14 protein-coding genes are annotated in these 13,254 nt (G+C 59.7%); 8 read left to right on the plus strand and 6 right to left on the minus strand.

Going from position 1 to position 13,254, the window contains the following annotated elements:
- Positions 1–65: 65 nt before the first annotated feature.
- A complete protein-coding gene (locus ACI3K0_RS25800; protein ID WP_404946493.1) occupies positions 66–965 on the minus strand; it encodes a LysR family transcriptional regulator in 900 nt (299 codons plus the stop codon).
- Positions 966–1,110: 145 nt separating this feature from the next.
- Here ACI3K0_RS25800 and ACI3K0_RS25805 point away from each other — a divergent pair, with 145 nt between their 5' ends.
- The 7 genes from ACI3K0_RS25805 to ACI3K0_RS25835 all read left to right on the plus strand — a co-directional run bounded on the left by ACI3K0_RS25805 (position 1,111) and on the right by ACI3K0_RS25835 (position 7,638).
- Positions 1,111–1,884 (plus strand): SDR family oxidoreductase, encoded by a 774-nt coding sequence (locus ACI3K0_RS25805; RefSeq protein WP_404946494.1) that lies wholly within the window; start codon positions 1,111–1,113, stop codon positions 1,882–1,884.
- 269 nt (positions 1,885–2,153) lie between these two features.
- Positions 2,154–4,358: a mechanosensitive ion channel domain-containing protein gene (locus ACI3K0_RS25810; RefSeq protein WP_404946495.1), complete on the plus strand. Its 2,205-nt coding sequence runs from the start codon at positions 2,154–2,156 to the stop codon at positions 4,356–4,358.
- A gap of 52 nt (positions 4,359–4,410) precedes the next feature.
- On the plus strand, positions 4,411–4,680 hold the full coding sequence (locus ACI3K0_RS25815; RefSeq protein ID WP_404946496.1) for a hypothetical protein: 270 nt from the start codon (positions 4,411–4,413) through the stop codon (positions 4,678–4,680).
- A gap of 14 nt (positions 4,681–4,694) precedes the next feature.
- Positions 4,695–5,909 carry a low temperature requirement protein A gene (locus tag ACI3K0_RS25820; protein ID WP_404946497.1) on the plus strand — a complete coding sequence of 405 codons (1,215 nt, stop codon included), beginning with the start codon at positions 4,695–4,697 and terminating at the stop codon, positions 5,907–5,909.
- 11 nt (positions 5,910–5,920) lie between these two features.
- Positions 5,921–6,493: a DUF924 family protein gene (locus ACI3K0_RS25825; RefSeq protein WP_404946498.1), complete on the plus strand. Its 573-nt coding sequence runs from the start codon at positions 5,921–5,923 to the stop codon at positions 6,491–6,493.
- 78 nt (positions 6,494–6,571) lie between these two features.
- Positions 6,572–7,330 (plus strand): type 1 glutamine amidotransferase domain-containing protein, encoded by a 759-nt coding sequence (locus ACI3K0_RS25830; protein WP_404946499.1) that lies wholly within the window; start codon positions 6,572–6,574, stop codon positions 7,328–7,330.
- 86 nt (positions 7,331–7,416) lie between these two features.
- Positions 7,417–7,638, plus strand: coding sequence for a hypothetical protein (locus ACI3K0_RS25835; RefSeq protein WP_404946500.1), 222 nt, complete (start codon positions 7,417–7,419; stop codon positions 7,636–7,638).
- Between the two features lie 281 nt (positions 7,639–7,919).
- Here ACI3K0_RS25835 and ACI3K0_RS25840 read toward each other — a convergent pair whose 3' ends face one another.
- The 3 genes from ACI3K0_RS25840 to ACI3K0_RS25850 are packed head-to-tail and all read right to left on the minus strand — an operon-like array spanning position 7,920 to position 9,659.
- The gene (locus tag ACI3K0_RS25840; protein WP_404946501.1) at positions 7,920–8,759 is read right to left on the minus strand and encodes an MBL fold metallo-hydrolase; all 840 of its coding nucleotides are present in this window, start codon (positions 8,757–8,759) and stop codon (positions 7,920–7,922) included.
- Positions 8,760–8,780: 21 nt separating this feature from the next.
- Positions 8,781–9,107 carry a hypothetical protein gene (locus ACI3K0_RS25845; protein WP_404946502.1) on the minus strand — a complete coding sequence of 109 codons (327 nt, stop codon included), beginning with the start codon at positions 9,105–9,107 and terminating at the stop codon, positions 8,781–8,783.
- Between the two features lie 6 nt (positions 9,108–9,113).
- Entirely contained in the window at positions 9,114–9,659 is a 546-nt protein-coding gene (locus ACI3K0_RS25850) for a sugar ABC transporter (protein WP_404946522.1), read from the minus strand.
- 169 nt (positions 9,660–9,828) lie between these two features.
- On the opposite strand from ACI3K0_RS25850, the gene ACI3K0_RS25855 reads away from it, so the two are divergent.
- Positions 9,829–10,728 (plus strand): LysR substrate-binding domain-containing protein, encoded by a 900-nt coding sequence (locus ACI3K0_RS25855; RefSeq protein ID WP_404946503.1) that lies wholly within the window; start codon positions 9,829–9,831, stop codon positions 10,726–10,728.
- 65 nt (positions 10,729–10,793) lie between these two features.
- Here ACI3K0_RS25855 and ACI3K0_RS25860 read toward each other — a convergent pair whose 3' ends face one another.
- Both ACI3K0_RS25860 and ACI3K0_RS25865 read right to left on the minus strand, forming a co-directional pair.
- A complete protein-coding gene (locus ACI3K0_RS25860; protein ID WP_404946504.1) occupies positions 10,794–12,383 on the minus strand; it encodes a glycoside hydrolase family 43 protein in 1,590 nt (529 codons plus the stop codon).
- A gap of 69 nt (positions 12,384–12,452) precedes the next feature.
- Complete coding sequence (locus ACI3K0_RS25865; RefSeq protein WP_404946523.1) at positions 12,453–13,247, minus strand: ABC transporter ATP-binding protein; 795 nt, start codon at positions 13,245–13,247, stop codon at positions 12,453–12,455.
- Between the last annotated feature and the right edge of the window lie 7 nt (positions 13,248–13,254).

Below are 13,254 nucleotides of genomic sequence, written 5' to 3' on the forward strand. Positions count from 1 at the left end.
ACAAAAAGAGAACCTCACCTGCCGTGCTGCCCGTTCGGCTCCTACCAGCTCTTACCCTGCGTTGATTACAGGAGCTCCCGCTTCAAGAGCAGCTCAAGCCAATCGGCAAAAACCTGAAGCCTCCGGGAAAGATGCTGACGGTTCGGATAGAGCAGCGTCATCGGCATGGGCTCTGCCCGATGTAGCGGCATTACCTCGACGAGCTCGTTAGCCTCAATATGGCCCCTGACGTCGTAAGCCGGGATCTGGATAAGCCCGAGGCCGGCGAGGCAGCAGGCAATATAGGCTTCGGCGCTGTTGACGGTGACTCGGCTGCGCATCGGCCGCGTTCGCATCTCGCCATCCTCGATCCATTCCCAGTCTTCGACTCGGCCGGTCGATGGTGACGCATAGTTGACGGCGAGGTGTTCCCCGAGATCGTCCGGCGCGCTCGGCGTGCCGTATTGAGCGAGGTAGCCGGGACTGGCGACATTGATCAGCGGCAGGTCACCGATCTTGCGTGCGATCAGGCCGGAGTCCCCGAGTGGTCCGACACGCAGCACGCAGTCGATGCTGTCCTCCACGAGGTTGACGGCCCGGTCGGTGACGCGAAGTTCGATGTCGAGTTGGGGATGACGATCCAGGAACTCCGGCAGGGCAGGCGCGATGATCAGCCGACCGATCCGGCCCGGCACGTCGATCCGCAGTTTGCCCGTTGGACCGACAGACGTCTGCCGGAACAGCCCCTCCGTTTCATCGACATCGGCAATCAACCGCAGGCAGCGTTCATAGAAGGCTTTGCCGTCCTGGGTAGGAGAAACTTTTCGAGTGGTGCGGTGAAGCAGGCGGGCGCCAACACGCGCTTCGAGTTCGATCACGGCGGCCGAGACGGACGAACGTGGCAGCCCGAGCGTATCGGCGGCGCGGGTGAAGCTGGCGCATTCGACAACGCGAGCAAATACGCGGAAGAGATCGATACGGTCCAAGGGCTTTTGTCTGTTTGATTGGTCGGAATCTCTGACAGGTGATGTCAGAATGAATGACTTTATGACGAATCTATAGACGATATTGTGCATTTCAGGAAGCGGTCGCGCAGGTGACCGCAAGGCAAGCCCGAAGGAGGCAACACAAATGACCGATCATAGCATCAAGGGAAAAACGGTTCTCATCGCCGGCGGCGCGAAGAACCTCGGCGGGCTGATCGCGCGCGATCTCGCCGGAGCGGGCGCCAAGGCGGTGGCTGTCCACTACAACACCAGCGCCACGAAACCGGCCGCTGACGAAACGGTGGCTGCGATCAAGGCCGCCGGCGCGGAAGCATTTGCCTTCCAGGCCGACCTCACCACAGCCGGCGCGAACGAAAAGCTGTTTGCAGACGCCAAGGCGGCGATGGGCGGCATCGACATCGCCATAAACACGGTCGGCAAGGTGTTGAAGAAGCCGATGGTCGAGATCTCGGAAGCCGAATATGACGAGATGTCAGCCGTCAACTCGAAGACTGCTTTCTTCTTCATCAAGGAGGCAGGCAAGCATCTCAACGACAATGGCAAGCTCTGCAACGTCGTGACGTCTCTGCTCGGTGCCTTTACCCCATTCTACGCGGCCTATGCTGGTACCAAGGCGCCGGTTGAGCATTTCACGCGGGCGGCGTCGAAGGAGTTCGGAGAGCGTGGCATCTCGGTGACGGCGATCGGTCCGGGTCCAATGGACACGCCGTTCTTCTATCCAGCCGAGGGCGCCGATGCGGTCGCCTATCACAAGACGGCTGCGGCGTTGTCGAATTTCTCGAAGACCGGCTTGACCGACATCGAGGACATCGTCCCGTTCATCCGGTTCCTCGTCTCGGACGGCTGGTGGATGACCGGCCAGACGATCCTCGTCAACGGCGGCTATACGACGAAGTAATTCAAGTTGCGGTCGGGGACTGGTCTCGGCCGCATCTGTCTTCCACCGATCGTTTCGATGGAGTCCGCAATGAAAAACCGTTTTCAATCGCTATTCGAGGCCGATTGCGTGCAGCTCCTCAGGAACTCGAGCGAGACCTGTGTCATGCGGATTGTCTTTCCTCCCAATACCGGCAAATGCATCGCCAAAAGTCTGAGCGTGTTTTCATGAGTGAGGGACGGGTACTTACTGTTGCAGCGGCCGGATATTTATCCGGTGAACGTCAAGGGATGTTTCGCCCGCAACGGCGAGATCCGCGATGGAAGGCTATCTTTGTAGCCTGCGCCGGGATAATCGCGCTTCTGGTTGCTGTGACGGGCGCGTCCGCGCAGGAACCGCCGATCACGGTTATTTTGCAGCAGGGCCAGAGCGATGCGGAGATCGGCCGGTTGCTCGGCGCTGCCGCGCAAACCGGGCGACCCGTCGCTGTCGAATGGCAAGATGCAAAGGAAGTTCAGGCTTCCGAGGCTGCCGTCCCGGTTTCGACGGCCGATATGGAACCGGAGGCTGGGCCTCTGGGCGGGGTGTCGCGCGCTTTCGTCCGGGGAGCGAAGCTGGCTCTCAATGGGCTGTCAGGGATCGCAGGTGTTTTCGCCGATACCGAAAGAGCGCTCACCGGCGAAGGACAAGGTGGTTTTACCGTTCTGGGCGTTGCTGTCCTCGCCATAGCGGCGGGCGTACTCGGTGCCTTTTCGTTCAGACGCATCTTTCCGGGAAAATTCCAGCGGCGCGATGACCGGCTGGCGCTTCCCGGAGGAATGAAGGTCGCCATCACCCGTTTTGCATTGGATCTGGTGTCCGTGGGGATACTGGTCTCAGTTTCCAATGTTGGTCTCCGCCTTTTGCTGGAAGAGGGAACATTGTCCTTTCAGATTGCGGCAGGTCTGGTGACGATCGCTACGGTGACGGCGCTTTACGCTGCATCTGGGAGAGTCTTCCTCGCACCGCTTTCTGATGGCGAGCCGCTCATCAGAATTGCGCGGCGGCAATGGCATCTCGCAATGTTGATCGCATATGGCGCCATCGGCTCGCTCGTTGGTGAAACTGTCAGGCTCGCCGATGCACGCGCCCTGGACAAGGGTGCCATAGAAGGCTGGTTCCTGATTGGGACGACCGTTCTGACCTTGCTGAAACTCTGGTGGTTTATCGCCGGACGGCGCGATATCAGAAACGTGTTTATCGGAGCCGATGCGGGTGCTGTGCGGCGGATGGCCGGATATATCCTGCCGGGTTTCTACGCGATTTCGGCGCTGGCGATCTGGCTCGCGGGCTTTCTGGTTGCCGGAACACCCAACAGCGCGGCGTGGAGCTTTGCGGCGGGAACAACGCAGATTGTTCTTATCGCGGTACCCATCATCGCACTGGGTTCATGGTCGCTTCTCGGGCACCTTGCCCGTAACCGTGAGGCTGGGCTCCATTCGATCCTCCTGTGGGGACTTCGCACCGCTGTTTCGGGCGCGGTCTGGCTGATCGGCTTGCATCTGATCGTCACTCTCTGGCAGCCGCTCATGTCCGGCGAAACGGTTGTTGTGACCGGCTGGTTCGTCTGGCTTGAACGTCTCGGCCTCGCAGTCGTCGCAAGCTGGACGCTGTGCAGTGGCCTCTGGCGGTATTTCGATACGATCGCACCGACTGCTGCCATTGCCCTTCCCGGACAGGAGGAAGACGAAGCGCACAAGCAACCGGCCAGCCGCATGTCCACGGTCATGCCCGTCATTCGCAATCTGACGCTGGGTGCGGTCCTCGCGATAGCTGCACTTCTGGTGCTGTCGTCCACCGGCATCAACGTCGCGCCGCTGCTTGCCGGTTTCGGTGTTCTCGGGCTGGCGCTGTCCTTCGGCTCGCAGACCCTGGTCAAGGATGTGGTGTCCGGTATCTTCTTCATTGCCGACGATGCGTTTCGCATTGGCGAGTATATCGATACTGGCGGGCTGATGGGCACCGTGGAGCACATCTCGCTAAGATCCATTCGATTGCGCCACCACAACGGCCCAGTCCATACGATCCCCTTTGGCCAGATTAGCTCGGTGACCAATTACAGCCGTGATTGGGGCACGATCAAATTCGAACTGCGTTTCGAGCGGGACGCGGATGCCGAGTTGATCCGTAAGACGGCCAAGAAGGTCGGGCTCGCCATGCTGGAAGATCCCGAGTTTGGGCCTGAGTTCCTGGTGCCCCTCAAAATGCAGGGGATTCAGACTGTCACGGAAACATCGATGGTCGTTCGGTTCAAATTCACGTCCCGTCCCGGCAATCCGAGTATCCTCAAGCGCGAGGGCATGAAACGGCTGCTTTCAGCCTTCAAGGCCGTAGGGCTCTCGCTTGCTTCCAATGCGGTCACCGTTCGTTCCGGAGCCGGTACAGCGGCCGATGCTGCAGCGGCGGCGATGCCGTTACGTCCACTGGATACAACGTCGGCAAATGCACCTGCCTGACAACGGAGATACAGTGCGCATCTGATGACGACCAACGGATAGGGGATTCGAAATGCACATGTTGATGGTTGTTGTGGGAGGCGTCGTTCAACTCGGCGTGTTCCTGCTGTTTGGAAAACTCTGGGGTGGTGATGCCACCGGCCTCACAATGGCGGCGAAGCTCTTTATTCCGGCCTGGCTTGTTGTATCGATCACTAATCTCTGGGTTGGTGTCAGCTATGCGGGCTACTCGGTGCGGGACGAGCTGCCGATCCTCCTCGTCGTCTTCGCTGTTCCCACGATCCTGGCGGTCGTAGTGATTTGGCAGATTTCACGCTCTTGAGGATAGATACACGCATGACGAACACGTCTGGCAACAGCAATGCTCCGCAAATTCATCCGCTTCTGAGGCGCCGCGACGGCCATCACGCGCGGGTGACGTTCGAGGAGCTGTTCTTCGATCTCGTCTATGTCTTCGCGGTGACGCAGCTCAGTCACGAATTGCTGACCAATCTGAACCTCACCGGCGTCATCGAGACGCTGATCCTCTGGTTTGCGGTCTGGCTCGGCTGGCAATATACCTGCTGGGTCACCAACTGGTTCGATCCGGAGACGCCACGCATTCGAGGGCTGATCTTCGCTGTCATGCTGGCTGGCCTCCTCATGGCCTCGGCGATTCCCGGCGCCTTCGGGGAACGCGGGCTGATCTTCGCGCTCGCCTATGTGGCGATCCAGGTCGGGCGCACTGCCTACATCGTCTGGGAGCTTGGCCCGGATCATCCGCTTGCGGCCAACTACCGGCGCATGCTCGGCTGGGTGTCGATCGCCGCCGTCTTCTGGATCGCCGGCGCCATTGTCGAGCATGAGGCACGCATGGTGCTCTGGGCCATCGCCGTGCTTTGCGAATATGTCTCGCCGATGTTCGGTTTCCCCATGCCGGGCCTGGGCCGCTCGAAGACGAGTGACTGGACGATCGAAGGCGCTCATCTCGCCGAACGCTGCCAGCTTTTCTGCATCGTGGCACTCGGCGAGACGCTGCTGGCGACCGGCGCCACCATGGCGCGCGCAGAAAGCTGGGACGGACCCATCCTCTCGGCGTTGCTCGCAACGTTCCTCGGCACACTTGCCATGTGGTGGCTGTACTTCGGCACATCCAGCAAGGATGCGACCGACGCCATCACGCATTCCGACGATCCCGGTCGCATCGGTGCGTATTTCCACTACGTCCACGCCATTCTGGTCGCGGGGATCATCGCGACCGCGGTCGGCAACGATCTGGTGCTTGCCCATCCTCATGACGGGCTCAAGGTTGCCTATGCGCTGATGCTGTCGGGCGGCCCCGCAATTTATCTGCTCGGGAGCGCCGTCTACAAGAAGGTCGTGTACGGCGTCCTGCCGGTTTCGCACATGGCGGGCGTCGCAGCCCTTCTGGCGCTCATTCCCGTCGCGCCATTTGTCGATCTGCTGACCATGGGCTGGCTCACGACAATCGTCATGCTCGCGACGGGTTTCTGGGAAGGGCGGCTCGTGCGCAAGCGCCGCAAGACAGCCAAGCCGCAGGCGACACATTGAGGACCGGGGCAATGCGAGCGTTCGGAGGCTGGCGGCCTGATGCCGGTCGGCAAGGCACGGCCGACGATGTCGTGGCGTTCTGGAAAATGTCCTCCGGGCATTGGTTCGAAAAGGACGCAGCATTCGACGAGAAGTTCCGTGACCTCTTCCTTGCTCTGCACATGGCCGTCGCGGAACGCCGACACGATGACTGGACGAAGACGCCGCATGGAGCACTTGCACTGCTGATCCTGACCGATCAGTTTCCGCGCAACGCCTTTCGGGGCACTGCGCATATGTTCGCCACCGATCCGCTCGCCCGCCACTTTGCCCGGCAGGCGCTCGACGCAAGGCATATGGCGCGTGTCGAGCCGGATCTGCGGCTGTTCTTCTGCCTGCCCTTCGCGCATTCGGAGGAGATGGCCGATCAGGAGATGTCGGTCCGCCTCAACGCTGGATTGGGTCAGCCTTGGCTGGAGCATGCCGAAGGCCATCGTGACATTATCCACCGCTTCGGCCGCTTTCCGCATCGCAACGACATGCTCGGCCGGACCACGACCCCGGAGGAGAACGCCTACCTCAAGGGAGGCGGTTTTCAGGGATAGGACCCTCGCATTTTACATCATCGCAAGGAGCCTGTGCGGACGCTCCAGGCTACGACAACAACAAGGAGTAATCTGCGAATGCCAGCACCCGACCTGAAAATCGAAACCCGCATCGGCGTGAAGCGCAAGCCGCGCCGCATCCTGTCGATTGTCTCCAACACGACTAAGCTCAAGGGCTTCCCGGTCGGATTCTTCGCCGAGGAAATGACCCGCGCCTTTCTGATGTTCACCGAGGCGGGGCACCAGGTCGATCTCGCCTCCCCCAGGGGGGGCGAGGTGATGTTCGACACCCATAGCGATCCGCGCACCCCCGATGGCGCCTATGTCGACGATCTCATCAGCCTCGGTTTCGTGCATCACGCGAAGTTTGGCGCGATGCTGAAAAACACCTTGCCCATCAGCGCCATCTCTCTAGACGATTATGATGCGGTCTGGGTCGCGGGTGGCGGCGGTCCTCTCCTGACCTTCAAGGACGATACCGTGCTGCACGCCCTGATCGCTGCCTTCTACGAAAAAGGCAAGATCGTCACGCTGATCTGCCACGGCTCCTCGCTGCTGCTCTGGACCCGCCTGTCCGACGGCAAGCTGTTGGCCGACGGCAAGAAATGGACGGGCTTCACCGACGAGGAGGAAGAGGAGGTCAACACCGCCTTCGGCATGATACTGAACGACTACACGATCCAGAGCGCGGCGGCACGCATCGAAGGCACGAGCTTCCTCTGCCGCAGCGCCAATGAGCCGTTCGCCATCCGCGACGGCCGCCTGATTACGGGGCAGCAGCAATATAGCAGCGGGCTCACGGCAGAGCTGGTGCTCGAAGCACTCGATGAATTTTGATCAGGTACCAAGCGCTGATCTAAACGTCACGTCCCGACTTGATATCAGGTCGTATTCAACCAGCTCATCTTACACAGGAGTAAAACATGCAACGCATCTCCATCATCGCCGGACTGTTCGGCCTGGCCATCGTCACAAGCGCGGCTCTCGCCGAGGACGCGAGAGTTCCAAAAGCAGCGCAGGGAGTGTGGGCTGAAAAGGGTAAATGCAGCGGCTCGACGGTGACCATCACCGCCAACACGCTCCAGTACAAGGGCTCTAAGCCAGATGCGGTGTATTTTGCGCCCAAGGAAAGCCCACGTGGCTAAGGCGCGATCCATTATGTGGAGGAGGGGAACGTCGACAATTTCGAGTATGCGAACGACAAGGATCAGATGTTCTACAACCCCGAAGGGTTCGGGATGGGCAAGCCGGTGCTCTACAAGCGCTGCCGTTGAGGTTCGGCGCTAAAGACGGCTTTTGAAGCCACGGGCCTTCCTTTTTTAATTTCTGCCAGGGTGATCGTCTAATCGTTGAAAATAAGACCTTATCGCGTCAAGGGATTTGATGCTTTCCCGTGGTAGTCAGAAAGACGTCCAGTTCAAAACGCTCATTCCTCATAGACCACACCATAGTTTGCTCCTGCTCGCTTGATCTGTGCGAAGCCGAGTTCGCCCAGATGCATGCCGGCGATCACCACCTGCTCGGAACTGACGAGATCAAGCAGCCTCGACCGTGTTGCTGCAGCAAGCTGTGCGTCCTGGTCGAATGCGATCGACACGTCCGGGCGCGGAACCTGAATTTGCGGGAAATGAACGATGTCGCCCCAGACCAGCAGGCTCTTATCACCTGAATCGAGCCGGTAGCCGGTGTGCCCGGCTGTATGTCCCGGCAGCGGCATCGCCGTGATGCCGGGCAGCACCTCGCCGCCGTCGAAGGTACGCAGTCTGTCGCGATAGCCATCGAACGCCTGACGCGCCACGAGGAAGTTGCCACGGGCGCGCTCGGGCGCGCGGCTCAGATTGCCGTCATCCTGCCAGAACGCGACCTCCCGATGGTGGGCGACAAGCTCGGCGTTCGGGAAGACGACTGTTCCTGAAGCGTCCATCAGCCCCCCGACATGATCGGGATGGGCATGCGTCAACAGGATCGCGTCGATCTCCGAAGGCTCGATGCCAGCGAGCAGCAGGTTGGCAGTTAATCGGCCGCCCCACTGTTTGAATCCACCCGCTCCTGCGTCGATCAGGATCGTGCGACCGCTGCCGCGCACAAGGTAGCAGTTGATATGGATCGAGGTGTGATCCTCTATCCCTGCATTTTCCTGCATACGGGAGGCATCGACCGGGTCGATATTCGCGAGAAAATCGAAACTGGCATGGAGATAGCCATCGCTGACTGCGGTGATTGTTAAATCGCCGACCTTTTGTGCGGGAAATCTAGGACTAGACATGGTTCTTCTCCAAGCGTCGGCTCAATTTCGCGCGTGAACGCTCGACGCGTCATAGCCAAAGCAACGAATGCGCGCGGTGAGGCCAGTATTGTGGCTTATGGCGTCGTCCAGTCCCCCCATGAACTGCGCCATGACCGGCGGCGTCCGAAAATGCTCAAGGCGATATTGGATTTCTGCGAAGGCGGGATGCCCCCGGCCATGGCGGACAGCGACATAGACAATATGCACGTTCGCTAATGCAGATCGGAGAATGCCGGTGCAGAGTTCGGTGCATTGCTCCGTGAGGTCTGCGAGGGCTTCGTCCGGCGGCATCCTGTCTGCCGGGATGTAGATCGTGACATTCGGCATTGGGGCCTACCGTGCCTTCGCGGAGGTGGCGTCACTGTCATTCGTCAACTGCGCCGTCATCGGCGCATAGACATGGACGCCTTTCGGCAGATCCTCGATGTCAGGCACATTGCCGCGCTCCACCTTGGCGAGCCAGCGGTGTTCCGGGAACTTCTCCATAGCGACCGCCTGCATCGCATATGGGGTGAGGCCCAGCCGGATCAGAGGTTCGGGGCCTGTTGCGCTCAACGCCAGATATTCGCCCTCACCAATGGCCGGCGCGCGCTCGACGCCGCCATAGAGGTTCCGGTGCCAGTCGGTGATGTGCTGCTGCCAGCGTGCGAAATTGCCGCCGCCCTTCTGGCGGTATTCCTCGCCCGTCAGTATGTCGAGGCCGTCGATCGAGTGTAGGGCGAGATAGACTGGGCAGCCACGGCTCAGCGCCTTGAAACGCTGCGAAGTGTGGAAGCCGCTCACCGAAATCAGAGCTGGCAGCTTGTCCAGGCTGTAAAAGTCGTTCCATTCCGCTTCGCTGCCGGGATCGGCAAAGCTGCATTCCACCGTGTAGATCATTGCATCACCTTTGACCGAAAGCATTGAGCTTTCGGCCTTGTCTTTCGTTGATATTTTCTCATGATAGACTGGTGACATCCGCCCATAAATCGACATTGGATCATGCTTCAGTGATCTAATATCAAGGTGACGATGGATTGATTGCCGAGCCATCCTGTCAGGAACCATCATGCGCCGCAAGATTCCCAGCAATTCCGCACTCATGGCGTTCGAGGCGTCGGCCCGTCATGGCAGCTTCGCGCGCGCGGCCGACGAACTGGCCCTGACCGAAGGGGCGATCAGCCGCCAGATCGGCCGGCTGGAAGCGTTCCTCGGCGTCACGCTGTTCGAGCGTGTCGGCAATCGCGTCCGGCTTCTGCCGAATGGAGAGCGTTATGCCGTTCAGGTCCGCGAGACACTCGACCGGCTGGAGCGCGACAGCCAATATCTGATGGGGCAGCCCCGCGACGGCGCGAGCCTCGACATCGCGATCCTGCCGACATTCGCCACGCGCTGGCTCATCCCGCGTCTGAAGCCGTTCCAGGAGCGGCATCCGAATATCACCCTGCATCTTGCCGAACGGATGGAGCCGTTCGTTCTCACCGGCAGCGGTTTCGACGCTGCCATCCATTTTGAGCATCCTGCCTGGACGGGAATGCGGACGCACCGCCTGCTGCATGAGGTACTGGTTCCGGTCTGCCATCCGGCGCTTCTCCGTGAAGGCAAAGGAGCGGTATCTATGGACGAACTGCCGCGCCTTCATCGACGTCAGAACCCGGATGCCTGGCAGCGCTATGGCCAGGAGACCGGGATCGTGCTGACCAATCCTGCGGTTGGTGCCCGTTACGATCTTCACTCCATGCAAATCGAAGCCGCGCTGGCCGGTCTCGGCGTGGCGCTGGTGCCGCGCCTCTATATCGAAACCGAGTTGGCAGAGGGTCGCTTGGTCGCGCCTTGGCCCGATGGGAAGTCGATCTCCAAGACCTTCTGCCTAATTCTGCCGGCGGCGATCCGGTTGAGTGACGGTCCTATCCAGATGTTTGCCAACTGGCTTCTCAAGGAGGCTCGATCGTCAAATCCAAAACCTTGAAAGCGGCACTTTCGCCCAGCCTACCCCGCCAGATTGCGATGACAGCGTCGTGGGTTCACATCACATCAAGGCGATGGCGAATACGAAAAAAACGGGAAATCCGCGTGCATTGCCTGACCGCTCGTATCGTTTGCTGTCATGCCAACGAATGCGCCGGTGAAGTTGGCGTGTTCACCTTCGCCGCATTCGTCGGACAACGCAGAATGATCGAGAACCGGACCGATTCTCGTCCAGCCGTCCTGCCAGTAGTAGAAGCGTGACGCGGCCCCGCGGACTTCAAGCTTCATGCGGACAGGTCTTTGCGGTGCTGCCACGGATTGCTCGAGCATCAGTTCTGTGTTGCCTTGAGGCCATCCGCCAGGACAGGAGAGTATCTGCAGCGATCGGCCGTGAACCTCATCATGGGTAAGGCAGAGGTAGTGGTATGCGAAGCTGTTATAGTAGGCGACCAGTCCCGCCATCTGATGGTAGCTGGTAGGATTGGCTTCAACTTCGGTTTCAACATCGAATTCGAAGTCTGTCTGACGACGTGCCACAAGTGCCTGTTCGAACGTTGATCCGATGGATTCGCGCCCAGTCAGCCGCAAATGGCCGGGACGGTCTGAAAGCGAAAACAGTCGATCGTGCAGGGGGCTGCGCAACCATTGGAAATCCGGTGGCAGGCTTTGGCTCGCATCAAAGGCATAGCGCTTCGGACTCGCCTCCACTTCGCTCATTGCCGATCCGGCAAGTCCGGGCACTGACGTTTCCGGAACGACCGGATCGCCATGAAGACGCAGCCAGCCATCTTCACCCCAGACACACTTCTGGATGGCGGTCTCCCGCCCGAGGACCGAGCGCCTGATCCCCGCCAATGGCCGGCTGCAAAGATGCACCATATAGGTGTCACCATCAGGCGTATCGACCATGTCACCGTGGCCCGAGCGTTGCAACACGAGGTCCGGGTCAAAACGGCTTGTCACGACATGGATATCTGGATGAAGCTCGTATGGACCCGCAATCTCCCGCGAGCGCGCCATGGTCACCGCATGTCTCATGCCGGTCCCCCCTTCGGCGACGAGGAGGTGATACCATCCACCTCGCCGGTAAAGATGCGGTCCTTCCGCAAGGCCGAGCGAAGATCCCCTGAAAATGTTGGTAAGCGGGCCGACCAGCTTGCGCTGCCTTTCATCATACTCTTGAAGGACGATGCCGCCGAACCGACTCGGGCGTCCACGATAATCCCAATTCAGGTTCACCAGCCACTTGCGGCCATCTTCGTCATGGAAGAGGGAGGGGTCGAAACCAGATGAGTTGAGATAGATGGGCGCCGACCATGGTCCTTCGATCGTTTCCGCGGTGACAAGATAGTTATGGCAGTCCTTGAACGACCCGGACTTGCGTCTGACGATGGTATAGATGAGCCAGAAACGGCCGTCCGCGTGGGTGAGGCACGGAGCCCAGACACCACATGAATCCTGCACCCCGCGCAGGTCGAGCTGGTCGGCTCGATCAAGAGGACGTTTTACCAACTTCCAGGATTGCAGATCGTTCGAGCGGTGTATCTGCACGCCGGGGTACCACTCGAAGGTGGACGTTGCGATGAAGTATTCGTCACCGACCCTGCAAATCGAAGGATCCGGGTTGAAGCCGGGAAGGATCGGGTTCTCAATCATTCATTACCTCCTCGCAAATGTCTCAGGTCTGGAAGGCCTCACGGCAGGAGCCGTGATCTTGGTGAACGGCTATGTCGGCAACGGCGACTGCGGGCGACGTTGCGCATGGTCCTGCCTTGTCGCCACATACCCTCGGCTGCCATCCATCAGTATGCGCGTATAAGAATGCTGCACCGTGTTTTCGAGCAGTTGCTGCCTGGTGGCGATCTCGACAAAACCACCGCTCTGCATGATCGCCACACGGTCGCAGAGATGCGCAACGACCGCAAGATCATGACTGACGAGGATATAGGTGAGTTTTTCACGTTCGCGGAGATCCTTGAGCAGGTTGAGAATTTCGGCCTGAATGGAAACGTCGAGTGCGGAAGTCGGCTCGTCAAGCAGCAGGATCTTTGGTTCGAGAATGAGGGCGCGAGCGATAGCCACGCGCTGCCGCTGGCCACCGGAAAGCTGATGCGGATAACGGTAGCGGAAATTCAGCGGAAGGCCGACATCGGTCAATACTTTTTCGATACGCTCCTGCCGACGGTCCTTGCCGTGGATTTCCAGAGGCTCCAGCAGGGTCCGGCCGATCGTATGGCGGGGATGGATAGAGCCGAACGGGTCCTGAAACACTAGTTGCTGCTTGGCGAGTTGTGCACGAGTGCGCTCCTGGCCGATGGTGTCGCCATCGATCTCTATCGAGCCGGTCCATTGCTTGTTGCGGCCGGCAAGCGCGCCGAGAATGGTGGACTTGCCGCAGCCGCTTTCACCGACAAGGCCGAATGTCTCGCCCTTTTCGACTTCGAAAGAAACGTCCTTGACAACCTTCAGGGCGGTTTCGCCATGTCCGTAGGAAACGGCCAGATGATGTGCTTTGATCATCGTCATG

The sequence above is a fragment of the Rhizobium sp. ZW T2_16 genome, from assembly GCF_044987325.1.
Lineage (GTDB): Bacteria > Pseudomonadota > Alphaproteobacteria > Rhizobiales > Rhizobiaceae > Neorhizobium > Neorhizobium cellulosilyticum.

Excerpts from the sequence above, each read along its gene's own strand:
- ACI3K0_RS25865 (WP_404946523.1), bottom strand. The coding sequence starts at position 13,247 with ATGATCAAAGCACATCATCTGGCCGTTTCCTACGGACATGGCGAAACC.
- ACI3K0_RS25830 (WP_404946499.1), top strand. The coding sequence starts at position 6,572 with ATGCCAGCACCCGACCTGAAAATCGAAACCCGCATCGGCGTGAAGCGC.
- ACI3K0_RS25825 (WP_404946498.1), top strand. The coding sequence starts at position 5,921 with ATGCGAGCGTTCGGAGGCTGGCGGCCTGATGCCGGTCGGCAAGGCACG.
- ACI3K0_RS25860 (WP_404946504.1), bottom strand. The coding sequence starts at position 12,383 with ATGATTGAGAACCCGATCCTTCCCGGCTTCAACCCGGATCCTTCGATT.
- ACI3K0_RS25810 (WP_404946495.1), top strand. The coding sequence starts at position 2,154 with ATGTTTCGCCCGCAACGGCGAGATCCGCGATGGAAGGCTATCTTTGTA.
- ACI3K0_RS25850 (WP_404946522.1), bottom strand. The coding sequence starts at position 9,659 with ATGATCTACACGGTGGAATGCAGCTTTGCCGATCCCGGCAGCGAAGCG.
- ACI3K0_RS25840 (WP_404946501.1), bottom strand. The coding sequence starts at position 8,759 with ATGTCTAGTCCTAGATTTCCCGCACAAAAGGTCGGCGATTTAACAATC.
- ACI3K0_RS25845 (WP_404946502.1), bottom strand. The coding sequence starts at position 9,107 with ATGCCGAATGTCACGATCTACATCCCGGCAGACAGGATGCCGCCGGAC.
- ACI3K0_RS25820 (WP_404946497.1), top strand. The coding sequence starts at position 4,695 with ATGACGAACACGTCTGGCAACAGCAATGCTCCGCAAATTCATCCGCTT.
- ACI3K0_RS25835 (WP_404946500.1), top strand. The coding sequence starts at position 7,417 with ATGCAACGCATCTCCATCATCGCCGGACTGTTCGGCCTGGCCATCGTC.
- ACI3K0_RS25805 (WP_404946494.1), top strand. The coding sequence starts at position 1,111 with ATGACCGATCATAGCATCAAGGGAAAAACGGTTCTCATCGCCGGCGGC.
- ACI3K0_RS25855 (WP_404946503.1), top strand. The coding sequence starts at position 9,829 with ATGCGCCGCAAGATTCCCAGCAATTCCGCACTCATGGCGTTCGAGGCG.
- ACI3K0_RS25815 (WP_404946496.1), top strand. The coding sequence starts at position 4,411 with ATGCACATGTTGATGGTTGTTGTGGGAGGCGTCGTTCAACTCGGCGTG.